The organism is Gilliamella sp. wkB72 (genome assembly GCF_001693745.1).
Taxonomy (GTDB): Bacteria; Pseudomonadota; Gammaproteobacteria; order Enterobacterales; family Orbaceae; genus Gilliamella; species Gilliamella apicola_E.
On sequence record NZ_LZEI01000002.1, the window covers coordinates 55,628 to 81,771 of the forward strand.

The window sequence follows — 26,144 nt, forward strand, 5'->3', positions numbered from 1 at the left end:
ATCACGTTGATTTAATTAGCCAAGTATCAATTAACCTTCACTGAAGATTTTGCTAACCATACTATACCAATCAAACCTAAAAATATCATACCATATAGCCAAAATATTTCATTAATGCCAATTAATAATCCTTGATTAGTAATCTGTTGAGCCAACATAGTTGATACTTGCATGTCAGATAAATCTAGTTGATTGAATTGTTGATAAGTGTAATTTAATGCTTGGGTATTTTGATAAATTATATCAGTCAATTGACTGTGATGAATCACTTCACGACGCTCCCATAAAGTAGCGGTTAACGAGGTACCAACTGATGTCGACAACGTTCTAAAAAAGTTAAAGATACTGCCGGCAATTGCTAATTTATGAATAGGAATATCAGATAAAATAATAATATTTAATGGCATAATAAAACATGCTATCGCAAAGCCTTGATAAAACTGCGGCCATGCTGCATCAGCAAAGGTCATGTTTGATTCAAATGTATATGCTCGCCAAAAAAAACAGAGTGCAAACACAATAAAGCTAAACGTCACCACTTTACGCATATCGACATTTGAAGCAAATCGGCCAATTATTGGCGCAAGAAAAATAGGAACCAAACCAATTGGCGCCAAAACTAAACCGGCGTAAGTTGCAGTATAACCAAACACACGTTGTAATAATTGTGGTTGAATAACCAGCGTGCCAATATGGAGTAAAAATGCCAAACTGATACAAATTGTGCCAATGGTAAAATTTCGAGATTTAAAAACGGATAAATCAATAATTGGATAATCTGTTGTTTGTTCCCAAACAATAAAATAACTAATAAAAACAACAGCTAATACAGAAAGAATAATAATCTGATTAGAATTAAACCAATCAAGTTCTTTTCCTCTATCTAATACCAGTTGTAAACACCCCACGCCAGCTATAAATAAAACTAATCCAATTCTATCAATGGGTAATTTGCTGGTAGCCGTTTCACGATCTTTTAATAAAAGGTGAACACCAAACCAAATGATGATCCCGAAAGGAATATTGATTAAAAAGATCCATCCCCAAAAATAATTATCACTAATCCAACCACCTAGAATTGGACCACAGATTGGCGCAATAATAATTGTCATTGACCATATTGCTAATGACATATTTTTTTTGGCCGGCGGGCAATACGCTAATAGCAAGCTTTGCGATAGAGGGATGATTGGTCCAGAAACCATACCTTGCAATAATCTAGAAAAAATCAGCATGGCTAAACTATTTGAAATACCACAAAGCCAAGAAGTGACTACGAAAAATAAGATAGAATAAGTAAATAATTTCACTTCACCAAAACGCTGAGCTAACCATCCCGTTAAGGGGATCGAAATAGCATTAGCAACGGCAAAAGAGGTGATAACCCACGTTCCTTGCGAATTTGAAGCACCAAGATTACCCGTAATGGTTGATAACGCCACATTAGTAATTGTTAAATCCAAAATCTGTAAAAACGCGATTACCGCTAATAAAATAATTAGTAAGATAAATCTGATGCCAGTTAAAGGCAATGAGGACGCTTTACTTTGATTCATTGAATAATCTGCGTAGCGTAGAAATTGGTTTTTACAATATCCTCAACGAGCTGCTCAAATTCAGTTTCATCAAAAGAAAGTGAATCCGTTTGATATTTTATCGTCTTCGCTGGAATATCGGTTAAAAGCTTACCTGACGTATCATGCGTATCCACATTAACATTCATTGATAAGCCTATACGTAATGGAAATTGTTTAAGTTGCGCTTTGTCTAATTCAATCCGTACCGGTAAACGTTGAATCACTTTGATCCAATTTCCTGTCGCATTTTGTGCAGGTAGCAAAGAAAAAGCGCCACCGGTGCCCATCGCAATACCACTTATCTTTCCTTTATACTCAACTTTTTCACCATAGTAATCACTTTCTAAGGTAACTGACTGACCGATACGAATATCGTTTAACTGTACCTCTTTAAAATTTGCTTCTACCCATACTTGATCTAATGGAACAATAACCATTAAACGCTCACCTTTAGTCACTTGTGTACCAACTTGGACACTTCGCCTCGCGACATACCCAGTTACAGGTGCGGTGATTTTGGTTCGCTTTAAGTTAAACCAAGCTTGTTTTAATTTAAAAATTGCTTGCTGAATACTTGGTTGTTCTAATAATGGCGTTTTCATTAGTAGCGCATTATTAATGGCTAATTCATGCTGAGATATCTTTAAATCATTAATAGCAAAATCGACATCTTGCCTTGCATGAATAATCTCTTCTTTTGAAATAACCTTTCGTGACCAAAGATTCTCCCGGCGTTCAAGATCTTGCTTAAGTTTGTCTAAGGTGACTTGTTTTAACTGAATGCTGGCTGAAAGTTTTTCATTTGTGATCTGAATTTGATGCAACTCTCTAATCGCTTTGATTAACGCATTTTTGGCATAACCAAATTCATTTTCTGCATCAACTGCATCAATCGTTGCTATCACATCATTTTGTTGAATAAAATCGTTATTATCGACATTAATCGTCAATATTCCACCATTTACTTGCGCATCAACCGGGACCTGATTACCCATAACATAAGCATTATCCGTTGATTGAGTAAATCGACTAAACATAAACCAATAAACGCCATAAGCCAAAGCAGAAAAAAGAAATAATAGCGTTAATATAATCAGCTTCTTTTTACGTTTAATTGGGTGCGGTGGCGAATCTATCTCTTTATCCATACTTTTGTCCGTCTAACTACAACATAATTAAGGGTAGAAAACAGTAGTATTAGATAGATAATTGGCTTTGTCTTGAATAAAGTAGCTAACTTGATTTTAAATTGATATGGCTGATTTATTTGAATGAATTTTGGGTAATTAATACTTAATATATCGACTATAGAATGTAGAAAGCAAAAACAGCAGTCAAAATTCTATAATCGCGATTTTAAAGAGAAATCATTTAACGTGCTTATTGAAACGGTATAGACTCCTCAATATTTTTTACAGAGATATAAATCAAAAATGTGATTTATGCCTAAAACGAGAGCCAACGGTGGGTAAAAATGTTGCTCCGGCTTTAACATCTAACCAAATTTGCCGATAACGTTGGCGTCGCTTTACTCGGCAATAATTCGCCAATATGGAAAACCCTTGCTTTTCCATTATCCACAGAAAACAGGACTTCCATTTAGAGGCGGTATTGGAGTTAATCCCTAATTGCTGATTAGCGGTTTTAAGGGTTTCACCTTGTAGCAATAAGTCAACAAAAGGTAACCACAGTTCGCAATGAGATAAATGATCTAATTGATATTTTTTGAGTGGATTAAACGTGCGTCGACAACTTCGGCAACGAAAATTAAGGCGGTGACCAATACGAACCGTCAGAGGTGATTCGCAATAATCGCAAGGCATGACAGATGTACTGAGCAAATCTTTAAGCCATGATTTAAATGCTTGCGCTTGCTGACTGACCTGGTTAGGGGTGGTTTTCTCAAGGTCTAATACCGCTTGATAAAGGTCAGGCTCATGCTGTTCCAGCAATTGCCGAATAACATTATCCCGTCTACGAGCTGCTCGTGGTGACAGGTTGAACTGAGCTGCAATAAAACTGTGGGGCTGAGCCGTTAAGGTATACGCAGCAATATCAATCAGTAATGATGTCGGTTTAAGGCGCTGGTATAAAGGATTTGCTGCAACAAACTTGGGCAACTGTTGCAAAAATCGCTCAGCAGCAGGCTGTTGCTTACTCGGTAAAATTGCATGATACATTATTACGCTCCTTATAACGGTATAGACTCCTCAATAATTTTTACAAACACTATAACCTAAAAAGTAAACTCTTGGAATTGTTTAATTAACGACTGCCCAGCCTAAACAGAATATGCTATATTATTTTTTAATTGATTTTACAAGGTGATACGATGGATATAAAACTCACCAAGCATGATGAAGGCACGGACGATGTGTACAGCATTATGCAACGTGTGTTATTTCGTGATAACCAAATTGACCGCCTAATCATCACCCCTAAATCCTATATTAGCTTCCGCAGTACCAAACTGATGGACGATTTAGAACAAAGCCTAAAATACGTCCCAACTTATCAAGTGGTTGAACGCATCCGTAAGGAAGAAAAGTTAATTGCTAAAGAGAAGTTGGCGGTTGAGAAGGATAAGACAAAAACAGCTCAACAAAAAGCAAAAGAAATAAAAGGAAAAGCTGAGACTGAAAAGAAAATATTGATTAATGCTTTGTTGGATAAAGGTGTTTCGGTTGAAGATATTGCTAAAATTTTGGGGATAACGGTTAAAAAGATTGATAAAATATTGGGAAAAGAGGGATAGTTTTAAACTAAATTAACTATTCATTTATCAAATAATGTATTGAATACTATGCAAAATAATTGGCATTTTTAATGAAAAAAACAAAAGATAAAGTTTTGATTCATGCAACAAAAATATCTTTAGATGAATGGCTTAATTATGTTTATGCAAATGAAAAAACAGATAGTTTTTTGATTCTTGATTGTTGTTTTCCTACTGATGAAATGAAAGAACAATATATAAAAGATATAGATCAAAAAACAGATAAAGAAGTTAAATTTTTACTATCAAAATTCTTGATTTCAGGCGGTCGATTTAATTCTGACAATATCATTGAAGACTTTTTTTTCATGCAACCAATAGAAAAGCAGGAACAACTTTTAAATTCCTTTACCTACTATCAACGTCTTATTTCATTGAAAGATTGGAATGTATTATGGCCATCGATTACTTGGATTGTCGATTTATTACCCTCGAGCCCTTATGATGCAATAAATGCCATAAATTCATACTATTCTGCTCATTGTTTATTTTTAACAGATCATAGAATACACGGAATATCTGATGCTATAAGTCTTATTGAAGCTAAATATATAAGTCATAAATTACCTATAAGACAAATATTATTAGATATTCCTTCTAGAGATTTTGAATTATTAACGGCTTATCTATATAACAAAAAAGGTTACAAAATTAGAATAACACCAAGGACTAGAGATGGTGGCTATGATGTTTTAGCTATAAAAGACAACCAAAGAGAATATGAAAAATTGCACATTGAATGTAAAAGATATACGGAGAAAGTTGGAGTACAAATAATCAGGGGAATCTTAGGTACATTAAATGTAGAAAATGCGACAAAAGGCGTTATTGTTACAACATCAGATTTTACGAAAACAGCATATGATGAAGCAAAAAAATCATGCCGATTGGAACTCATCAACATTAATGAGTTTGATAAAGATATGAGAGAAAATACGGAAATAAATTGGATACAAAAAATACCTCAATTTATTTCAGAAATAAAGAAGATATTATAATGAAACTATACGAAAACTGGATTTTACAATATCATCAAAATCGGTATATGAAATATCTTTCAACTGAACAAATAAACGATAGGCTTCGTTATCTTGTAGAAAATTTAACTACATTGGAAACTAATGGAAAGATAGGTATAAGAGATATTCGAGTTAGTCCTTGGACAGAACTGATGATTAAGTTCACTCATACTATGGAAGAAATGAAGATACGTAATGAACTTCCAAAAGAACAATTGTTATTCAAGAGTGCCGTACCTAAACCAATGTTAGAAGCATCTGATCGTTTAAAAGAAATTAACCATCTAGCTAAAATCAAAAAACCACATCTTATTAAATTTAGCAATAAAGAATATTTAAAAAATAATAGCTTTAAAGTTTCTTTAGCAAGTTCATTTTTAGATCCCTCATTAAATGTTGCACAAAGGGATGATGAAATGAAAGCAACATTTCATGTAAACCCCGATAATATAACTATTAAAGATAAATACGGAAATATAATTAAACCAATTGGAAATGTGGATTTTTCTTACGAAACTCAAAGAGATTATTATGTATTTTGTACTAGTGGTGAATTTGATATACGGTTATTCAGTGACTTTGATACGGATAGTTGCCTATTTATCTACAATTCTCAAAAGTTTGCCGATGAACTAATTGCTGAGTTAAGAAACCATATCGAAATTGAAGATTTTGCTTATAAAATGGTCGAGTATATTGACCCAATACAGAATAGATTAAGGAATTCAAAACCAATAATTGAGTTTCATAAGCATATTAAATATTTATATCAACATGAATATCGACACGTAATAATAACAAAAAATGGATCACCAATGCCCAAACACATATATTTAACACTTAATTCAATTCAAAATTATTCTGAATTAATTTGTTTATAACCTAAAACAAATACATTAATCTTCATTTTCCACAATCCAATTAATATATAAACCAACTTACCTCATGCAGATTTGTGGTTAACCTATATTGGTTTGTTGGATGCTAAAAACAGTAATAACACGATTGCTAATCAGATTTGCATTAAATGTGGCACCATCAGGACATGGCGACGCAGATGGTGTTATTCAATGCAATTACGGCGCTTAGTAAGTTTGGCAATTTAAAGTTGATAGCAGTAAATATTAATTGAAATCGAGGATCGCTCCTCAATAATTTTTACCCCTTTACACACACCACTTGCCTTAATTGATGCACTATTTCGACTAATTCATTTTGTGCGGTCATCACTGCATCAATATCTTTGTATGCCATTGGGATTTCATCAATCACATTAGCATCTTTTCGACATTCAACATGTGCCGTTGCTTTGATTTGGTCTTCAATGGTAAATCTGTTTCTCGTCGCTGTTGGGCTTATCACTCACTACACAATATGAAAAAACCATCTCATTTGGTAAGTTATTGTTAAATATATCTTTTTGTTGTTTCGAGAACGAAAAAACAGAAGAGTAATGATGCCGACAGGCTAAAAAATATTTGGTGGGCTGAGTTGGGATGAGATTAACAGCCCCTAGAGCAAATTAGAGATCATGCATTAAAGACCAAATAATTGCTTCACCATTTGTTGATTGTATTTATCCTGACCACGCCAATAAGTGGCATATACCCAATCGTGTTTTCCCCTTGTTGGGCGCTCATAAGAAGCGGGTTGTAAAATCCCCACACAAGCCAAAATCTCAATAACGGTGTTACGTTCATCCTGATTGGATTTAAAGTTAGGTACATCCGTCAGTTTATCACTCAGTGAACCCGGATAATCATCTTGCTGACAGGATGCAATAATGGCTAATATCCCTTTTAAAATAGCTATATCATCTTCGGTCGGTTCAGAGATTGCCTGTTTAGTGAATTGCATGAGATCAAAGTAGGTATAAAGTAAATCACCATGACGCACTCCCCCCCACTTTATTCGTTCAAAGTTTAAGATATTTAAATCTGCTTTGACGTAGTTTTCATTACCAATCATGCCATATTTGAGATCACGGCAGACCTGACACGTATGGGATGAATGAATCATTTGGCCATCTTGATAAGATTGACCAGACACGACTGGCGTATATTGATGCGCTGTCATTAATTTGGCGATAAAGTATGATGCAATACCTGAGCGCCAATCAAGTCGCCGCGTTGATAAGCTGCTCAAAAAGGCTTTGGCAACGTGTTCAAGAGTGATTGTGGCGACGATGTTTATGATTTTATTGACACAATCATCGTGTGATATGGTAATGGGATCAAACATTAATCCTTTTTCTTTCGCATACGCGAAGTCGTTCGGCTCTGTTTTTATCTCCTTTCTGTCTTTCCAGCCATTTTTCCAATAGGTTTGAAACAGAATCTTTTTTGCTTTTTTGTCCATTTAATCACCGTATTTGTCTATTTTACTTTGAATTAGAACGAGTGAGCGCCCTAGCCATTGAATTTAACTTATTGCGATAAATGATCAGATTCAGCAGTGATGTGATGTTTTTTTACTGCAATTAGCTTCGAACCGTCATTCAAAGTCACGTGCTAATCTTTAGCAAGCAAATAGTGTGTTAACACTTGCCTAAGCCCAAAGCCAAATTTCGAAAGCATAGGAAAACCTTCCCAATATTTGGATTGAAAAATACAAATCATCACCCAAAATGATCTGCTGTTTTTTGCATATCAATCTGCCAAGGTTGACCATCAATAACACCTTTTAAGATTTAAATAAACTTCATCAATTTATCGGTGAGTTTGCTATTTTAAAGCAAATGAGCGAGTCATAAAAATAAATTTATCAGACTTACTATATCAATTTTGTCCTTTACAAATAAATAATCAGCGTATAGAATCCACCCGCTTTCCTGAATAGTGCTGCTGCAGGAAAACAGTAATTATCTTCTCAATTTGAGGAGACGCTTTTTTATTGTTTTCTAGGTGGCTATTATGTCTACATTTTCCCGTTTACAAAAACGTTTGTCCCGTCTTGGGATTGAAAGTCATTTTAATAATGATATTTATACTTTAAATAAAGAAAATACCTCTGCTCAGATTTTGTTACCGAGTCCATTGCCTTTAGAGCAAAAAGCGGTAGAACAGCTTCTGAACTTTGCATCAGTGAACGTCCCTAATAGTGTAGGAAAAGTTTGCATGGCTCGTGCTACACCTGATTTTCATCCGGGTGCGGTTGCGCCTGTTGGTAGTATTGTTGCAACTACTCAGGATTTAGTTATTCCGGCAGCAATTGGTACCGATATTAATTGCGGTATGCGGCTTTTTACCACGGGTTTAAGCTTTGATCAGGTGTGTGAACAAAAATCGACAATTATTGCACAATTAAAACGTGTGTTATTGCAAGATGAGCGTGATGTACCTGTTACGCCGCAATCTTTTCAGGCATTATTCGATCAAGGTCTTGCAGCATGGTTATCGGCGTTACCGCAGCAAGGTTTGTGGAATTCAGTTAATTATGAACGGTTACACGCAGAGCTTAATAAAATATCGGGTAATCACTTAATTAAGGCAGATAGTCAGTATGCGCCTGAAGCCTTTTTTGAAAAGCGCGATATTATTCGCCCAGCGAGTTTAGGTACAGTCGGATCTGGCAACCATTTTGTCGAGTTACAAATTGTTGATGATATTATCGATCGACATTTAGCTTATCAATTAGGTCTTGAAAAAAGTAGTGTCGTCGTCATGATTCATACCGGATCGCGTGATGTTGGTTTTTACATTGGTCAGCGTTGGCAAGATAGAGCAAAAGCTTTATGGCCGATTAATGAAAAACAACCAAAATCAGGATTGTTTGGTTTAACAGATAGTCACGCACAGGCCTATTTACAAGCTATGGGCGTTGCTGCGCGTTATGCTTGGATTAATCGAATTGTGATTACCGAATTGATACGTAAATCGCTTGCAACTATTTTTTATCAAGATGATAGTCAACTTGTGGTCGATATTTCACACAATATCATTTTGCCTGAACATGAGATGAATATTCATCGTAAAGGGGCAACGCCTGCTTATGCTGGTCAGATAGCTTTAATCCCTGGCTCAATGGGTGATCACTCTTATGTGGCAGTAGGTAAAGGTAATGCAGATTGGTTATGGTCTTGCTCACACGGTGCAGGTCGAGCAGAAAGACGACAAGCTATGCGTAGCAAAAAAGTCGAATATGATAAGGTTAATTTGCCATGGCAATGTATTACCTTAAAAGAAGAACGGCTACTTGAAGAGGCTCCCTCAGCCTACAAACCGATCACACCAGTGATTGATGCACAACAAAACGCCGGTTTGATTCAAACAGTGGTTAAACTTAAACCGTGGATTACGTTTAAGGCGTAACATTCGAAATGGCATTTTGTGCAATAATTTCTTATTTTATCAACATATTAAATTATGACACAAAATGCTTTCTATAAAGAAAAATGAATAACACGTTAATTGATATTTATTGACCAATCACTATCATTAATAATCTTACAGCGATCTCAAAAACGCTCTAACAGCTCTTTTTTAGGATTGTGAAGATATGACAAAAACCATTTTATTTAGATTGCCATTAACTTAATTTTTGACTAAAAGTAAAATAATATGTTGATACTTTACAATAAAACATCCGTTGTATACAATACCTCCGCTTTCCTGAATAATACTACTACAGGAAAATAATGAAATAGAGTTTAAAATTACAATAAAATCGAATATTTTTTGATAATATTAACTGTTTACAGCATTAAAAATAAAATTGTTGCGTAGTTTTTTTACTCTATACAATCAATAAATTTTTATTCTTTTATTTGTAATAAGGATTGATTTTATTTGTATTTTTTTAATACATCTAATTAAAACAAGGAATTTTCATGGAAACTAAATCTGACTTTGTAGGGAGTAATCGTTCTGTCGTTGTAACTCTTTTATTGTGGTTTTTCTTAGGTACATTTGGTGTTTATAGGATGTATTTAGGTAAAGTCGGAACAGGTATTTTAATGCTTGTATTAACAATAATTGGCTTTATTACTATTCCTATATTAATCGGTATTTTTATATTAATTGGGCTTTTTATTTGGTGGATAATTGATTTAGTTTGTATACTAAAATCACCGAAAATAAATCAAATGCCTTAAATTTAAAATTTTCACAAAACTATAATTACTAAAGCGACAAAACTAGAAGTTTGTTTTATTAACTCTAGTTTTATTTTTAATAGTAATTTACAACTATTATAGAAAGGAAAGTTCCTCTTAATAAAGTCAGATCCAACTGAGGAACAGCTTCCTTTTTAACAGATTGAAATTTCATTTAAATTAATAGTTCAACTTCAAATTATTGTAATGTAGCTCTTTATTATCAGAAATACAAAAACTCTATTTTATTAGTCAATTTGCTGTGTTAAATCATATAGCCATTGTTTTTATCATCACATCTTAGATGCAACCTAGTTTGTGGTATTCGGCAGTCATATCATATTATAAATATAAACTTACTACCCAAATAATATTAATACCCAGCCGCTAAACCATCCCCTCTCGGGTCGGTTGCGCCCATTAGTCGATGATGATTGGTATCGATAAGAATGGCACCGGCATGTCCCATGGTATCCGTGTAATCATCAACAATTTGCACATCATGCCCACGTAATTTGAGGGAATGAATTACATCGTTAGGTATGCGCCCTTCAACTTTAAGATTATTGGATGATGCACCCCATGTGCGGCCATGTAACCATCTTGGTGCATTAATGGCATCTTGTGGTGTCATGCCATAATCAACAATTCGTGTCACAATTGCCGCTTGCGTTTGGGGTTGTCCTTCTCCGCCCATGGTGCCATAAACCAGATAAGGTTTATTATCTTTTAAAAGCATGGCTGGATTTAACGTATGAAAGGTGCGTTTATTTGGCTCTAAACGATTAATATGGTTAGGATCTAACGAGAAAAAACTACCACGATTTTGCAATAAAATTCCTGTATCTTTAGCAACAATGCCGGAACCAAAATCATGGTAAATACTTTGAATAATAGATACCGCATTTCCTTCTGCATCAACAACACCAAACCAAACGGTATCGCCTTTAGGATCTAATGGCTTTGTCTCTACACGTGCCTTTTGCATATCAATCTGTTTTGCTTGTTGCTGACCATGTTGGGTAGATAATAAGAAATCAAGCGGAATCTGATTAAAATCAGGATCGGTAAGGTATTTATCTCGATCAGCAAATGCTTGTTTTGTTGCTTCAATTATTAAATGGTAATAATCTGCACTGCCTTCCCCCAAGGATTTTATATCAAAATTATTGAGTATATTTAGAATCTCTAACGATGCCATACCTTGTGTATTGGGTGGTAGATTATAGGCGGTATATTCTCGATAATTAACATGGATCGGGGCTACCCATGTAGCATGATGCTTAGCAAAATCATCTAAAGTCAATACACCACCATGGCTTTGCAGATCGTTGACAATATTTTTGGCAATATCACCCTGATAAAATTCCTTAGCGCCTTTATTTGCTATGGTTTTTAATGTGTTAGCTAAATCGGGTTGTTTAAGGATTTCGCCAATTTGGTAAGCTTGCCCATCGTCTTTTAAGAATACTTTTTTAAACTCCGAAAAACGCTGTAACTCCCGAAACTCTTTGTCTTTTGGATCAATATTAACCGTAGACCAATAATTTAGGCTAGGAGAAACCGAAAATCCATTTTCGGCATAATCAATTGCTGATGCAAATAGCGTGTGCCATGGTAGTGCATTATTCATATTTTTAGAGGCATATTGGTACGCTTCATCCCAACCGGAAACCACCCCTGGAACGGTATTGGCTGCCAGATAACCTCGCGACGGAATTTTATGGAAACCTTGATTTTTATAATAGTCTATCGTGGCCAAACTACCAGAACGACCGCTGGCATTTAGCCCTTTTAGTTCTTTGGTTTTAGCGTTGTAAATTAACCAAAAGTTATCGCCACCAATGGTATTCATTTGAGGATAAACAACAGCAAGCGTTGAGGCTACGGCAATCGCTGCATCAACCGCATTGCCTCCTTTGCGTAATATATCAATTCCAGCTTGAGTCGCTAAATAATTGGGGGACGTTACCATAACATTGGTCGTTATCGGGTTAAGACAACGAGAAGGGGTATCACAGTACTTTCCTGTCTCTGATAGCGGTATATCAGCAGCACCAGATAAAGGATTAATAAGCAATAAACTTAATAATATTGGGTGTCTTTTCCACATTTTAGTCGTTCCTCAATTGTTAACAATAACATTTTGAGGAATGCATTTTCTGTGCCAAGAATAAACTATTTAAATTTTGTAGCTAAAATGATTATGACCAATGACGATAATACCGATCTGAATTGCCTTATAATGCTAGCGGTGTTCCGCGATACTGCAAATCCGGCTGTTTAATCCACTGCTGAGCATCAATAATCGCCAGCTCTCGGGCATTTTGTTGTTTGGTGATATCAAGCACGTGATTGGCGGCATTGGCAGCGAGTTCAAAGGCGGTTAATTGGGATTGTCCATTGACTAAATGGGCAGTAAACAGACTACAAATTAAATCGCCCACGCCTAATGGACGGTGTGGAAAATCATATAATGGTCGAGCCAGATGATAGTTTTGTGATGGTGTGGCTAAAATCATTTCAAATAATTCCGTCGTTTTACCGGCATGTAGCAGATTTTTAACCAATATGGCTTGAATCGGCTTATTTTGCAGTGTTTTTATCGCGTTAAGCACATCGTTAAAGGTTTTGATTTCCAGATTCGATAATATCTGTAATTCTAATAAATTAGGTGTAATAAAGTCAGCGTATTTGATTGCTTGCTTAGTGAAGAAATCAATAATATTTTGTGGCAAGGAACTGCCTTTATTGATATCGCCCCCCATAACCGGATCGCAAACATAAATCGCATTAGGATTATAAAATTTAATCTTTTTTACGGCTTCAAGGATTTCTTCACCTTGTTCGGCAAGTCCAATATAGCCCGAAATAATGGCGTCAATGGATGACAATACGCCAATTTTTTCTAAACTATTGACGATTCGAGTGATTTGCTGAGCGCCCAGCACAATGCCGTCATAATGTGGATAAACCGTATTACTCGATAACTGAACGGTGTGAATTGGCATCACTTCGACACCTTGCAATTGCATCGCTAGCGTCGCCACTTTATTACCGGCATAACCATAAACAACATTGGACTGAATTGATAAAACGGTTTTCATATATAGGCCTTATTCATCATAATAACGATATTTGCTTAACAAGTAGATGCAGATAATGGATATCAGTGCTAAACCGCAATAAAACAAGGCTAAGGGTAACCAAAAACTTTTGAAGGTATAAATAACATAACCACCTATCATCGGAATTAAGCTACCAAAAATAGCCGCACATCCTTGATAACTCATTGATAACCCAGTATAGCGCATTCTGGCAGGGAAAATGCGACTTAAATACCCAGCTATTACACCATAAAAACCGCTGTAACAAATCACATTTAACGAAATCCCAATAATAAAACTGGTTTTTGTGCCTGAATTTATAATCGGGAATAACAAGAATACCGATGCCATTGCCAACATTGCTGTACAAATCAAAAAGCGTGTTGCCGAGAATTTTTCTGACCAATAAGAGATAAACGGTTGAGCAACAAAATGGACAATAGCGATCCAAAACAGTGCATCAACTATCACTGATTTTTCGACACCAAGTACCAAAGTAGTATAACCAATCATTAAGGTATTGGAAAAGATACCGCTAAATGACAGCACATTAGCACCAATCGCTAATATTAATAATGGCAATGCTTTTTTAAATACTTCAATAATCGGTGCTGACTCTTGCTTTAAGTCCGCTTGTTTTTTAGATGCTTCAACAAAAACCGGCGATTCGGTTAACGTCACTCTAGCAATAATGCCAATAATTAACAAAATAGCACTGGCTAAAAAAGGAATACGCCAATAACCACTATCAATCAGTTCATTAACAGGTAAACGAATAATATAAGAAAAAACCAGTAATGCTAAAATATTGCCTGCTGGGCTTCCCCACTGAGCAAAGGATGAAAAGAAGTTTTTCAACCCTTTCGGCGCATGTTCATTCGTCATCAACACGGCACCTCCCCACTCACCACCAACGGCAACACCTTGTAAAATTCGCAATGCAACCAATAACGTTGGTGCCAAAATACCTGCTTGTTGATAAGACGGTAATAACCCAACAAAAGTGGTCGCCGTCCCCATTAAAAGCAAAGTGATAATAAGTGATTTTTTACGCCCTAAACGGTCACCAATATGCCCAAATAACATAGCACCTAAAGGACGGGATAAAAAACCTACTGCAAAGGTAGCAAACGCCCCTAAAATTTGTACAAACTCGTTATCAGACGGAAAAAATAGCTGACCAAAAATCAATACCGATGCTAACGCATAGATATAAAAATCATACCATTCAATAGTAGTACCAATAAAAGCAGCAAACGCCACTTTTTTTGCAGATGAATTTGACATAAGTAAACCTTGGGTAGAGGAATGTATGACCAATAATGAATAATAAAACTAGCACAAAGCTATCAACATCACAATTCGTTATCTGAAAAGAGATTAAAAATTATATATAGAAATTTAATAATATTTCTATTTTATTAAATACGTTCAACTTGATGTGTGCGAATTAATTATAACACTTTAGCTTTGGGCTTCCGATAACTTTTATCTTATTGTAGTGATAACATCTTCAATCAATTTTGAATATGCACAAATCGCATAATGGTATATAAAATTGATATTTCCTTATTTATCGATAATCGCTTTTAATTAGATTTAATAAAAATATCGGTAAGGAATCATTATGGGATTGATCGCGCCTCATGCTAGTGACAGTTTACAACCTTTACAGGTTGATGACGATGAACGTCTAGCCCTGCAACAATATGCAAAAAATTTACCAGCAATTACCTTATCCAGTCGTGAAACTGGAGATTTAGTCATGTTAGGCATCGGGGGTTTTACACCTCTGTATGGCTTTATGCGAGAAGAGGACTGGCGTAGCGTTTGCGATAGTATGCATTTAGCGAACGGGGTTTTTTGGCCAATTCCCATAACCGTATCGGTGACCGATGCTCAAGCTGATACCCTAAAATTAGGTGATGAAATCGCTTTAAAAACACCAGATGGGCAGATAATCGGTATTTTGAATGTGGATAGCATTTATCGTCCAGATAAACAATATGAAGCTAATCAGGTGTTTACAACGACAGATCCAAGCCATCCTGGTGTTGCAATGCTGATGGCTCAACCACCGGTTAATTTAGGTGGTAAAGTCCGGGTTCTGCACGATAATGGCTTTAAAGCACAATTTGGTCAATATGCTTTAACGCCACAACAGACACGGGAACGCTTTAATCAATTAGGTTGGAAAAAAATAGCGGCCTTTCAAACTCGTAATCCAATGCATCGTTCACACGAATATTTAGTTAAAACCGTGTTAGAACTTTTTGATGGTGTACTTATCCATTCATTATTTGGTAACTTAAAACCCGGCGATGTACCGGCCAACATTCGTCTTAAAGCAATTAATAGTTTAATTCATAATTACTTTGTGCCAGATTCCGTTATTCATTCCGGTTACCCTTTAGATATGCGCTATGCTGGGCCGAAAGAGGCGTTACTACATGCTCTTTTTAGACAAAATTATGGTTGTAGTCATCTTATCGTCGGCCGCGATCATGCTGGGGTTGGGGATTTTTACTCACCGTTTGCTGCGCAAGAGATCTTTAGCCATTTGCAAGACAACGATTTACTCATTAAGCCAATTAAGATTGACTGGACATTTTATTGCCACAAATGTGACGGTATGGCATCAACGAAAACCTGTCCACACGATAGTGCTGATCGCGTTCTTATTTCAGGCACGGAGGTCAGACGGCGTTTACAAGCCAAAGAGCCGATACCAGAAACATTTAGTCGGCCAGAAGTCGTTGCTGAGTTATATCAATGGGTAAATCAGTAATCAGCTAAATAGTTAATCATCCATAAATCAATAAAGGGAAAAGCCATGCTAGATTTAACTAAAGTTAACCAAAAATTGCAAAATCAGTCACCGTTAACCATTATTGAATGGGCACTGAAAAAACAACAAGATATTCCAGTGAAAAGTATTATCAGTACCCATTTTGGCCCTTATGAGGCAGTACTTTTGCACCTTGTTACCCAAATCGATCCGAATATTAAGGTTGTTTGGGTTGATAACGGCTATGCAACCAATGCAACCTATCGTGTAGCCAATGAAATTACTAAACAACTTAATCTTAATCTACATATTTTTGTCCCACAAAGGACGACTGCTTATTTAAATGTGCGATATGGCGGGCTACCTGAACTTGATACTCCGGAACACACCGAGTTTACACAAATTGTTAAAATTGAGCCGTTTAACCGTGCTTTGTCTACGCTTAAACCCACATTGTGGTTTACTGCACTACGCCGTGAACAATCTGCGCTAAGGCAAGAACTCAATATTGTAACAAAAGCAGGGGACAATTTATTTAAGATCGCCCCAATACTCGATTGGACGAGTCAAAATATGCAGAATTATATCGAAAAACATAATTTACCTAACGAAATGGACTACGTCGATCCAACTAAAGGACCACAAGGTAGAGAGTGCGGTCTACATAAAATAACTTTTTGATTTTTTATAAATAAACAATATTAGACTTTACTGGCAAAAGGTAAGTGAATCTAAGTTGGTTGGATTTACCATAGCACGTTAAGGTTACGAGCCAATAGCAATTTAACGATAGCTAAACGCTATCAGATAAGGTCATCGTATGAGTACACAACATTTTCCTTTTAATTGTGATGAGTTAAAAAAAATTATTGAAAATTGCAACGATAAGCAGCTAGCTTGGTTATCGGGTTATTTATGGGGAGTGGCAGAAAAAAGTTCCATCGAACAAGCTTTACCGAGTACCACCCTCCCCTCCAATATGACACAAGCGGAGCAAAAAGTCACAATCATATCGGCATCACAAACCGGTAATGCCCGTCGAGTCGCTAACGAGTTAAGTCAGGATATTGAACGTTTGGGTATTGCGGTGACTCATCTGCCGGCAGGAGAATATAAAGCTAAAAAACTCAGTCAGGAAGAGATATTAATATTGGTGACCTCAACCCAAGGTGAGGGAGAGCCACCGGAAGAGGCGTTGTCACTCTATAAATATCTGTTTGCAGCTAAAGCGCCTAAATTAACTCATTTACAGTTTGCGGTTTTTGGCTTAGGTGACGCTTCTTATCCAAAATTTTGTCAAGCCGCTAAAGACTTTGATCAACGATTCGCTGAATTAGATGCTCAGCGCCTGCTAGTACGTGTAGATGCTGATACAGATTTTCAAACCGTAAGTACCTCTTGGCGACAGGCAGTGATTGATAAACTTAGTCAATTACAACTATCAAACACACAATCCCCAACAGAAAATTCAACCAGTATAGCCGTTAACAGTAGCCTTTATCACCGCGATAATCCATTTATTGCCGCAGTTAACGTTAATCAAAAAATCACCTCACGCGATTCAGATCGTGATATTCGTCATATTGAGCTTGACCTGTCCGATTCGGATCTTCATTATCAACCTGGTGATGCGGTAGGTGTTTGGTATCAAAATAGTAATGAACTTGTGGAGGAGATACTAAGTATCACCCAGCTTGCAGGTGAAACGCCAGTTGAACATCATGGACAACAGATCGCTTTAAAAACGGTTCTGACTGAATATGTTGAATTGACTCAAAATACGCCGATCATTATTGAAAAATATGCTCAAGCCGTTCAACATCCCGAACTTCTTACCTTAATTGGCGATCGAGAAGCCTTATTGGAAATGAGTCAAACATTACCACTGGTTGATATGCTTAACCGCTATCGTGGCAAGATAGAGGTACAGACCTTTGTTGAATTGCTTCGACCTCTTACTCCGCGTTTCTATTCCATTGCTTCTGCGCAAGATGAAGTTGGCTCAGAAGTTCATCTTACCGTAAATGTAGTACGTTATCAGGTCGACGATAAGATCCGTATGGGCGGCGCATCTGGATTCTTAGCAAATCAAATTGCTGATCAAGATCAAGTCAAAATTTTTATTGAGCATAATGATAATTTTCGATTACCTGATGATACTCATGCACCAATCATTATGATTGCTGCCGGTACGGGCATTGCCCCCTTTAGGGCGTTCTTACAACAGCGTGCGAGTCAAGGTGCTACCGGTAAGAATTGGTTATTCTTTGGCAATCCACATTTTATATCCGATTTTCTCTATCAAGTGGAATGGCAGAGCTATGTTAAAGAAGGTCTGTTAACTCGCATCGATCTTGCTTGGTCACGAGATCAAGCTGAGAAAATCTATGTACAAGATAAATTAATTGCTCAAGCCAGTGATATTTGGCAATGGCTACAAGAAGGTGCCTTTATCTATGTTTGTGGGGATGCTAAACGTATGGCAAAAGCGGTTGATTTAGCGCTTCAACAAATTTTGATGACTCAAGCACAATATAGTCAAGAACAAGCTATCAGTTATTTGGATGAATTAAGAAGTCAAAAGCGCTATCAACGAGATGTTTACTAATGATAAACAGATACAACAACTAATATTAATTTATCGAGTGATGTAATATGAGCAAATCTAAAACAGTTACCCTGACTCAAACAGTCAATTTAACACCGCCACAAAATGATGTCTCTGATCTGCCTTTATCGGATTCTGAACGATTTAAGCGAGAAAGTAATTATTTGCGAGGCACTATCGTTGATGATCTTGATAACGGTTTAACGGGTGGCTTTAACAGCGATAATTCTCAGCTAATTCGCTTACATGGCATGTATCAGCAAGATGATCGCGATATTCGTAAAGAACGCACAGAACAAAAACTGGAGCCACTGATCTCCATGATGTTACGTTGCCGCCTGCCCGGTGGTATCATCACCCCAAAACAGTGGCTGACTATCGATAAATTTGCTACTGAAGCAACAAAATATGGCAGTATTCGACTCACGACTCGACAAACTTTCCAATTTCACGGACTGTTTAAACGCAGCCTTAAGTCTGCTCATCAGCTGTTGCATAAGATAGGGCTAGATTCGATCGCCACTGCCGGTGATGTGAATCGTAACGTTTTATGTACTTCAAATCCTGTGGAATCAAAAGTTCATCAACAAGCTTATCATTGGGCAAGTAAAATCTCAGAACATCTTTTACCGAAAACCCGTGCTTACGTTGAAATATGGCTGGATGGTGAAAAGCTTTCTACCCCCGATAGTGAGCCAATTTTAAGTTCGACTTATTTACCGCGTAAATTTAAAACTGCCGTTGTCATCCCCCCGATTAATGATGTGGATGTTCATGCTAATGATCTTAGCTTTGTGGCAATAGCAGAAAAAGGCGAACTGATTGGTTTTAATGTATTAGTTGGTGGTGGTTTGGCAATGACGCATGGTGATAAAACAACTTACCCACGCAAAGCCGACGATTTTGGTTTTATTCCTGTCGAAAAAGCACTGACGTTTGCTGAGGCCGTTGTGACCACCCAACGTGATTGGGGCAACCGCAATAATCGAAAAAATGCCAAAACTAAATATACGCTTGAACGTGTTGGCGTGGAAAACTTCAAAAAAGAGGTTGAACTACGTGCTGGAAGTAAATTTCTAAGTAGTAAACCTTATAAATTTAGTCGACGAGGTGATCAATTTGGTTGGTATAAAGGTATTGATGATAACTGGCATTTAACGCTATTTATTGAAAATGGTCGGTTACTTGATTATCCCAATAAACCATTAAAAACCGGCGTTGCAGAAATTGCCAAAATTCATCAAGGTGATCTGCGTATAACCGCCAATCAAAACTTAATTATAGCTAACGTGCCAGAGGAACAAAAAGCAGCCATTGAACAAATTGCACGTCAATATGGTTTGCTTGACGATACTGTCACATTACAACGTAAATATTCCATGGCCTGTGTGTCTTTCCCAACTTGCCCACTAGCTATGGCTGAAGCAGAACGGTTTTTACCGACGTTTGTAACTAAAATAGAACAGATGTTAACTCAGCATCACTTATCCGATGATTATATTATTTTGCGTGTAACCGGTTGCCCTAACGGTTGCGCCAGAGCCATGTTGGCGGAAGTGGGCATGGTGGGTAAAGCACCTGGTCGCTACAATTTATATCTTGGCGGTAATCGAGAAGGCACGCGAATTCCTCGCTTATATAAAGAAAACGTGAATGTAGAGGAGATTTTATTAGCACTCGAACCACTTATTGCCGCATGGTCCATTCATCGCAATAAAGAAGAAGGATTTGGTGATTTTGTTATTCGTCATGAGATTGTGAAACCGGTACTCAATTCAGCGATCGATTTTTATCAAGAGGCGAATTGAGATAAGTATAAAAGTTGTTGATTGATAATTTTAAACTATGTTTATTGACTGTAGGCATATATAGCCATAATTCATATGGTTATTACTTTATCATATTTGTCTTTTTTATACGTTCTTTTATACTGAAATTACTTATCAAAGTACATAATTTTACTAATAAAATTACGAATAAGCATAATTTATAAATTAGACAAAATGCTTATAACCAGTTTCATCATATTGCTTATGCTTGCTGGCGGTCTGAAATTTTTTAAATAATTCACTTTTTAGTTATTAATTATATACAGCAACTTACACATAAATAATACAACTATATAACGGGAATAAAGTAATTTTTACTAGGAAGATCGTCATGAATATACAACAATTAAGGATTATTCACGAAGCTGCGCGTTGTAATTATAATTTAACCGAAGTCGCAAATTCTTTATACACATCTCAGTCTGGTGTAAGCCGACATATCAAAGAGCTAGAAGAAGAGCTGAATATTGATCTTTTTATTCGTCAAGGTAAGCGCTTGATTAACATGACTGAACCCGGTTTAGAATTGGTGGTTATTGCCGAGCGAATTTTAAATGAAATTAATAATATTAAGCGGTTATCAACCATTTTTTCTAATACTGATGAAGGTTCATTAGTGATAGCGACCACCCACTCTCAGGCCCGTTATATTCTCCCAAATATTATAAAATCTTTTAGAATGCTTTTTCCTAAAGTTCATATCATTATCAATCAGGGATCATCTAGTGAAATTATCTCTCAGCTTCTTTCTGGCGAAGCGGATATTGGTATTGATAATGAAAGAGTGGATAACAATTCACTTGCTATTTACCCTTTTTATCGTTGGCATTACTCTATAGTTACTCCTAAAGATCACCCTTTGACTAAAGTCGATAAAGTGACGTTAGATATGTTACAAACATTACCTATCATCACTTATCGTCAAGGAATATTTCCTCGTAAAAGTATTGATAAAGCCTTTTCGGCTATTGGATTGACACCCAATATCTCGCTCAATGTTCAGGAGCCTGATGTTATTAAAACCTATGTTGAGTTAGGTTTAGGGATTGGTATTTTAGGTAATAAAATGTACAACCCTGATCATGATATCAATTTAGTTGAATTGGATGCGAAACATCTGTTTGAATCACATGTTACATGGCTAGGATTAAAACGACATAAATTACAACGTAATTATATTTGGCGCTTTATTCAATTATGCAATCAAGAGTTGTCACTGGAAGATATCAAAAGTCATGCATTAATTGAGCAAACTCATTCCAAAATACTTGATTATCAGATTTAATTTATAGGAATCATTCTCCTTAAATCATAAACTCTAATAGTTCATCTTGCATAAAAATATTAACGAGTGCAGGTTGCCAGTAGACAGTATCACCAATTTCAACTTGCTGTTGTTCATATTGTCGATAGCTAATAGATACATCAATATGCTTTGGTTGTCCGGCTACAGCAATTTCCAGAAAGACGGTTGGACCAGCAGTATGTATACGTACAACTTCTCCTTGGATATCATTTTTTCGGGCAATTTTAGCAATACTGATTTCGTGAGGTCGAACATAAGCGATAGCAGACTGATCAGGCCAGGTACCTTGTTCCCTCATATCTTTGTGAAAATCACCAATGATTAATGTATTATTTTCAATATAACCATATAAAAGGTTAACATCCCCTAGAAAATGCGCAACAAAGGCGGTTTTTGGTTGCTTATAGACTTCAGCAGGGGTACCTATTTGCTCTATGTGACCTTGATTCATTAAAATTATTCTATCAGCAACTTCCAGTCCTTCTTCTTGATCATGGGTAACAAAGATGCTGGTAACATTGAGTTCATGATGAAAATCACGCAACCAACGCCTTAAATCTTTACGGACTTTAGCATCTAAAGCACTAAAGGGTTCATCAAGCAACAACACATTAGGTTTCGAAGCCAACGCACGCGCTAACGCAACTCGCTGACGCTGACCACCTGACAGTTGGTCTGGATAACGTTTGGCAAAATGGTCAAGTTGCACTAATTCGAGTAATTGATTAACGCGTTCATCAATTGCTGTTTTATTTAATCGTACAGATCTTGGTTTCATTTTTAGTCCAAATGCCACATTTTCAGCTACATTCATATGCCGAAATAACGCATAATTTTGAAAGACAAAACCAATATCTCGTTGCTTGGCGCTCAGCTTAGTTACTTCCCTATCAGCAAAATAGATTTGCCCTGAACTGGCAGTTTCTAAACCGGCTATAATGCGCAGTAAAGTTGTTTTTCCACAACCAGATGGGCCTAATAGTGCAACTAATTCACCTTGTTTTATGCTGAAATTGATATTTTCTAAGACATTAACGTGTTCAAAACTTTTATTGATATTGTGTAGTGTAATACTCATATCTACCTCTTAGTTCCCGTAATGACATTCATTGGCTAAGCGCCTTTCAATCCATTGACGAATCAAGAGTAACGCAAGCGACATCATTAATAGCAAAATAGCGACACTGAATGCAGCAACAATATTGTATTCATTGTATAAAATCTCAACATGAAGCGGTAATGTATTGGTGTAACCACGAATATGCCCAGAAACAACCGATACCGCGCCAAATTCACCAAGTGAGCGAGCGGTGCAAAGAACAACACCATGCATTAAGGCCCATTTAATATTGGGTAAAGTAATGTGGAAAAAAATTTGCCAGCCATTCGCACCAAGGACGCTGGCGGCTTCTTCTTCATAAGTACCTTGTAATGCCATTATCGGAATGAGTTCTCTTGCCACAAAAGGAACGGATACAAAAATCGTTGCTAAGATAATTCCTGGAATCGCATAGACAATTTGAATATTCCACGCCTGCAAAAACGGATACAACGCACTTTGTGCGCCAAATAGCAATACATAGATTAAACCTGCAACAATGGGGGAAATCGAGAACGGTAAATCAATTAATGTGACTAATATTTGTTTGCCTTTGAACTGATATTTAGTTATGACCCAAGCTGCACATACACCAAATATCACATTTAATGGCACCGCTACACCAACGGCAATCAGTGTTAATTTAAAAGCGGATAAGGTATCTGGCTCAATAATCACTTGCCAAAATGCATTTACACCATTAGCTAGCCCCTGCGCGAGCACCACAACCAGCGGCAACACCAAAAGTCCGAAAAACAGCAATATCGCCAATAAGATTAGCAATAGCTGTAAACGGGTTACTCTCTTTTTTTCTGTTATTGATTGTAATATCTGCATAATCTTATATTAATGGTTTTTATTAATCTTACGGTTAAGTTTTCGCTGTAAACTGTTCATAATTAATAACAATACAAAAGCAATCACTAACATCGTTACACCAATCGCGGCAGCGGCATCATAAGCATATTGGTCAAGTTTTGAGACAATTAATAACGGTAATATTTCGGTCTTAAATGGAATATTACCGGCAATAAAGACCACTGAACCATATTCGCCAATAGCACGAGCAAAAGCGAGGGTAAACCCCGTTAGCCAAGCAGGTAAAATGGCAGGTAAAATAATATGCATAAAAATTTGCCTAGGCGATGCACCAAGCAAACTCGCCGCTTCTTCTTGTTCACGTGGTAAATCAGCCATTACCGGTTGCAAAGTACGCACAACAAACGGCAATGTAACAAATAACAGCGCTAAGGTAATGCCAATGGGGGTATAAGCAATTTTAAAACTGAACCATTGCCCAATTGGCCCGTTTTGGGCATAAATTGCGGTTAACGCAATGCCAGCAACGGCTGTTGGTAAAGCAAACGGGATATCAATACAGATATCCATTATCTTACGTCCTGGAAATCGATAACGCACCAGTACCCAAGCCAATAATAAACCAATAAAGCTGTTTAAACCGGCACTGATAAATGCGGTACTTAATGAAAGAGTTAATGCCAATAAAAACTGTTTGCTGACTAATAACCGATGCCACTCCTCAAAAGACAGCTTTGTTGAATAAAGAAACAAACCTAATAACGGAATAAGCACAATCAAACTAAGAAAGGTTAAAGTATAACCTAACGTTAAGCTAAAACCTGGGATGATCCGTTGTTGTTTAATGCTTGCAACTTTCATAACATTCACCTTTATACCGCAAAGCTAAGTGAGCACACACATAACATCGCCAGAATAAGTAGTAATTAGTTTATCTCAGCATAAATTGCATCAAAGATGGCCCCATCACTAAAAAATTTTTTTTGCACTGTTTGCCATCCACCAAAATCGTCATCAACCGTAACTAACTTAATAGTAGGAAACTGATCAGCATATTGTTTAAAGACATCAGGATTAACAGGACGGTAAAAATGCTTGGCTATAATATGTTGTGCCGGATCGCTATATAAGTATTCCAAATAAGCTTGCGCTTGCTTACGTGTACCTTTGCTATCAACAACTTTATCGACTAAAGCCACAGTCGGCTCAGCTAAAATGGATAATGAGGGCATAATAATTTCTAATTGATCGCCACCTTGCTCTCTTAACGCCAAATAAGCCTCATTTTCCCAAGAAATTAAAACATCACCTAAGCCTCGCTGTACAAAGCTAATGGTTGCGCCTCTGGCACCTGTGTCTAAAACCGGAACATGTTGATATAATTTGGTGACAAAGTCTTGAGCTTGTTCATCGTTACCATAGGTACTTTTAGCATAAGCCCAAGCCGCCAAAAAATTCCAACGAGCCCCACCCGAGGTTTTGGGATTGGGTGTTATTACTTCAACATCATCTTTAATGAGATCACCCCAATCATAAATCTGTTTTGGATTACCTTTACGTACTAAAAAGACAATTGTTGAATGGTAAGGCGCACTATTATTTGGCAACCTAGCTTGCCAATCAGGTGATATGTTAGTTTGATAACGGTTTAACGCATCAATATCACTCGCTAAAGCAAGCGTAACCACATCGGCCTGCAAACCATCAATGACCGAACGCGCCTGTTTACCAGACCCACCATGCGAATTATTTATCGTCAACCGTTCACCGGTTTGCTGCTGCCAATACTCGATAAAAGCCTGATTATATGCTTTATAAAGTTCTCGCGTTGGATCATAAGAGACATTGAGTAATTCAATTGCTTGCGCTTGATGCATAAAAGTGCAAATTGCCAATAATATTAAGCTTATCCCATGCCTATATAACTTTTGAAAAATAGGTAAATCTTTCACTCGACACCTCACGCTACGCTACTAATGTATTGGATTAGTAATGATAAAAATATGAAATAATTAGACCAAATTATGGTGAGATGCGAAAACGATTATTTTGCATTTAGTTATAACAAAAATAGATATATAGGTGTGGAGGGAGATGAGGAGAGGTGAATATAAAAATTAATAT

The 26,144-nt window shown here is 36.7% G+C and carries 21 protein-coding genes and 1 pseudogene; 10 read left to right on the forward strand and 12 right to left on the reverse strand.

The genetic code is table 11. The features are described from left to right. Positions 1-26 precede the first annotated feature (26 nt). From A9G07_RS00670 to A9G07_RS00680, 3 genes are all read right to left on the reverse strand, one after another. Positions 27-1,556 (reverse strand): DHA2 family efflux MFS transporter permease subunit, encoded by a 1,530-nt coding sequence (locus A9G07_RS00670; protein WP_065733633.1) that lies wholly within the window; start codon positions 1,554-1,556, stop codon positions 27-29. Then, positions 1,553-2,725, reverse strand: a complete 1,173-nt coding sequence (locus A9G07_RS00675) for an HlyD family secretion protein (protein ID WP_065733634.1) — start codon at positions 2,723-2,725, stop codon at positions 1,553-1,555. Before A9G07_RS00675 ends, A9G07_RS00670 begins: the two co-directional genes overlap by 4 nt. A gap of 279 nt (positions 2,726-3,004) precedes the next feature. Then, the gene (locus A9G07_RS00680) at positions 3,005-3,757 is read right to left on the reverse strand and encodes a hypothetical protein (protein WP_065733635.1); all 753 of its coding nucleotides are present in this window, start codon (positions 3,755-3,757) and stop codon (positions 3,005-3,007) included. Positions 3,758-3,909: 152 nt separating this feature from the next. On the opposite strand from A9G07_RS00680, the gene A9G07_RS00685 reads away from it, so the two are divergent. The 3 genes from A9G07_RS00685 to A9G07_RS00695 all read left to right on the forward strand — a co-directional run bounded on the left by A9G07_RS00685 (position 3,910) and on the right by A9G07_RS00695 (position 6,253). Further along, the gene (locus A9G07_RS00685; protein ID WP_065733636.1) at positions 3,910-4,332 is read left to right on the forward strand and encodes a hypothetical protein; all 423 of its coding nucleotides are present in this window, start codon (positions 3,910-3,912) and stop codon (positions 4,330-4,332) included. A gap of 71 nt (positions 4,333-4,403) precedes the next feature. Further along, positions 4,404-5,351: a restriction endonuclease gene (locus tag A9G07_RS00690; protein WP_065733637.1), complete on the forward strand. Its 948-nt coding sequence runs from the start codon at positions 4,404-4,406 to the stop codon at positions 5,349-5,351. Continuing rightward, positions 5,351-6,253 carry a hypothetical protein gene (locus A9G07_RS00695; RefSeq protein ID WP_218059967.1) on the forward strand — a complete coding sequence of 301 codons (903 nt, stop codon included), beginning with the start codon at positions 5,351-5,353 and terminating at the stop codon, positions 6,251-6,253. The genes A9G07_RS00690 and A9G07_RS00695 overlap by 1 nt, the downstream gene beginning before the upstream one ends. Before the next feature lie 277 nt (positions 6,254-6,530). Here A9G07_RS00695 and A9G07_RS00700 read toward each other — a convergent pair. Both A9G07_RS00700 and A9G07_RS00705 read right to left on the reverse strand, forming a co-directional pair. After that, positions 6,531-6,731, reverse strand: a pseudogene (locus A9G07_RS00700) (RtcB family protein); the annotation flags it as partial. Between the two features lie 177 nt (positions 6,732-6,908). Next, entirely contained in the window at positions 6,909-7,730 is an 822-nt protein-coding gene (locus A9G07_RS00705) for a hypothetical protein (RefSeq protein ID WP_065733639.1), read from the reverse strand. A 554-nt stretch (positions 7,731-8,284) separates the two neighbouring features. Here A9G07_RS00705 and A9G07_RS00710 point away from each other — a divergent pair. Together A9G07_RS00710 and A9G07_RS00715 are read left to right on the forward strand one after the other, a co-directional pair. After that, positions 8,285-9,682, forward strand: a complete 1,398-nt coding sequence (locus A9G07_RS00710) for an RtcB family protein (RefSeq protein WP_065733640.1) — start codon at positions 8,285-8,287, stop codon at positions 9,680-9,682. Between the two features lie 518 nt (positions 9,683-10,200). Next, positions 10,201-10,464 carry a TM2 domain-containing protein gene (locus tag A9G07_RS00715; RefSeq protein ID WP_065733641.1) on the forward strand — a complete coding sequence of 88 codons (264 nt, stop codon included), beginning with the start codon at positions 10,201-10,203 and terminating at the stop codon, positions 10,462-10,464. Positions 10,465-10,837: 373 nt separating this feature from the next. Here A9G07_RS00715 and ggt read toward each other — a convergent pair whose 3' ends face one another. The 3 genes from ggt to A9G07_RS00730 all read right to left on the reverse strand — a co-directional run bounded on the left by ggt (position 10,838) and on the right by A9G07_RS00730 (position 14,858). Continuing rightward, the gene (gene ggt, locus A9G07_RS00720) at positions 10,838-12,439 is read right to left on the reverse strand and encodes a gamma-glutamyltransferase (protein ID WP_218059971.1); all 1,602 of its coding nucleotides are present in this window, start codon (positions 12,437-12,439) and stop codon (positions 10,838-10,840) included. 265 nt (positions 12,440-12,704) lie between these two features. Continuing rightward, positions 12,705-13,571, reverse strand: coding sequence for a pyridoxal kinase PdxY (gene pdxY / locus A9G07_RS00725; protein ID WP_065733643.1), 867 nt, complete (start codon positions 13,569-13,571; stop codon positions 12,705-12,707). A 9-nt stretch (positions 13,572-13,580) separates the two neighbouring features. After that, positions 13,581-14,858 carry an MFS transporter gene (locus A9G07_RS00730; RefSeq protein WP_065733644.1) on the reverse strand — a complete coding sequence of 426 codons (1,278 nt, stop codon included), beginning with the start codon at positions 14,856-14,858 and terminating at the stop codon, positions 13,581-13,583. Positions 14,859-15,198: 340 nt separating this feature from the next. Between A9G07_RS00730 and sat the strand changes: the two genes are divergently transcribed. From sat to A9G07_RS00755, 5 genes are all read left to right on the forward strand, one after another. Beyond that, positions 15,199-16,359 (forward strand): sulfate adenylyltransferase, encoded by a 1,161-nt coding sequence (gene sat / locus A9G07_RS00735; RefSeq protein WP_065733645.1) that lies wholly within the window; start codon positions 15,199-15,201, stop codon positions 16,357-16,359. 45 nt (positions 16,360-16,404) lie between these two features. Further along, positions 16,405-17,040: a phosphoadenosine phosphosulfate reductase domain-containing protein gene (locus A9G07_RS00740; RefSeq protein ID WP_065733646.1), complete on the forward strand. Its 636-nt coding sequence runs from the start codon at positions 16,405-16,407 to the stop codon at positions 17,038-17,040. A gap of 139 nt (positions 17,041-17,179) precedes the next feature. After that, on the forward strand, positions 17,180-18,967 hold the full coding sequence (locus tag A9G07_RS00745) for an assimilatory sulfite reductase (NADPH) flavoprotein subunit (RefSeq protein ID WP_065733647.1): 1,788 nt from the start codon (positions 17,180-17,182) through the stop codon (positions 18,965-18,967). 47 nt (positions 18,968-19,014) lie between these two features. Further along, positions 19,015-20,775 (forward strand): assimilatory sulfite reductase (NADPH) hemoprotein subunit, encoded by a 1,761-nt coding sequence (cysI, locus tag A9G07_RS00750; RefSeq protein ID WP_081303310.1) that lies wholly within the window; start codon positions 19,015-19,017, stop codon positions 20,773-20,775. 352 nt (positions 20,776-21,127) lie between these two features. Continuing rightward, the gene (locus tag A9G07_RS00755) at positions 21,128-22,081 is read left to right on the forward strand and encodes a LysR substrate-binding domain-containing protein (RefSeq protein ID WP_065733648.1); all 954 of its coding nucleotides are present in this window, start codon (positions 21,128-21,130) and stop codon (positions 22,079-22,081) included. Between the two features lie 19 nt (positions 22,082-22,100). Here the strand turns inward: A9G07_RS00755 and A9G07_RS00760 are convergent, their stop codons facing one another. From A9G07_RS00760 to A9G07_RS00775, 4 genes are all read right to left on the reverse strand, one after another. Then, the gene (locus A9G07_RS00760; RefSeq protein ID WP_065733649.1) at positions 22,101-23,180 is read right to left on the reverse strand and encodes a sulfate/molybdate ABC transporter ATP-binding protein; all 1,080 of its coding nucleotides are present in this window, start codon (positions 23,178-23,180) and stop codon (positions 22,101-22,103) included. A gap of 9 nt (positions 23,181-23,189) precedes the next feature. Further along, a complete protein-coding gene (gene cysW / locus A9G07_RS00765) occupies positions 23,190-24,038 on the reverse strand; it encodes a sulfate ABC transporter permease subunit CysW (protein WP_065733650.1) in 849 nt (282 codons plus the stop codon). Between the two features lie 9 nt (positions 24,039-24,047). After that, the gene (cysT, locus tag A9G07_RS00770; protein ID WP_176713940.1) at positions 24,048-24,866 is read right to left on the reverse strand and encodes a sulfate ABC transporter permease subunit CysT; all 819 of its coding nucleotides are present in this window, start codon (positions 24,864-24,866) and stop codon (positions 24,048-24,050) included. Between the two features lie 80 nt (positions 24,867-24,946). After that, positions 24,947-25,930 carry a sulfate ABC transporter substrate-binding protein gene (locus A9G07_RS00775; RefSeq protein ID WP_256122055.1) on the reverse strand — a complete coding sequence of 328 codons (984 nt, stop codon included), beginning with the start codon at positions 25,928-25,930 and terminating at the stop codon, positions 24,947-24,949. Between the last annotated feature and the right edge of the window lie 214 nt (positions 25,931-26,144).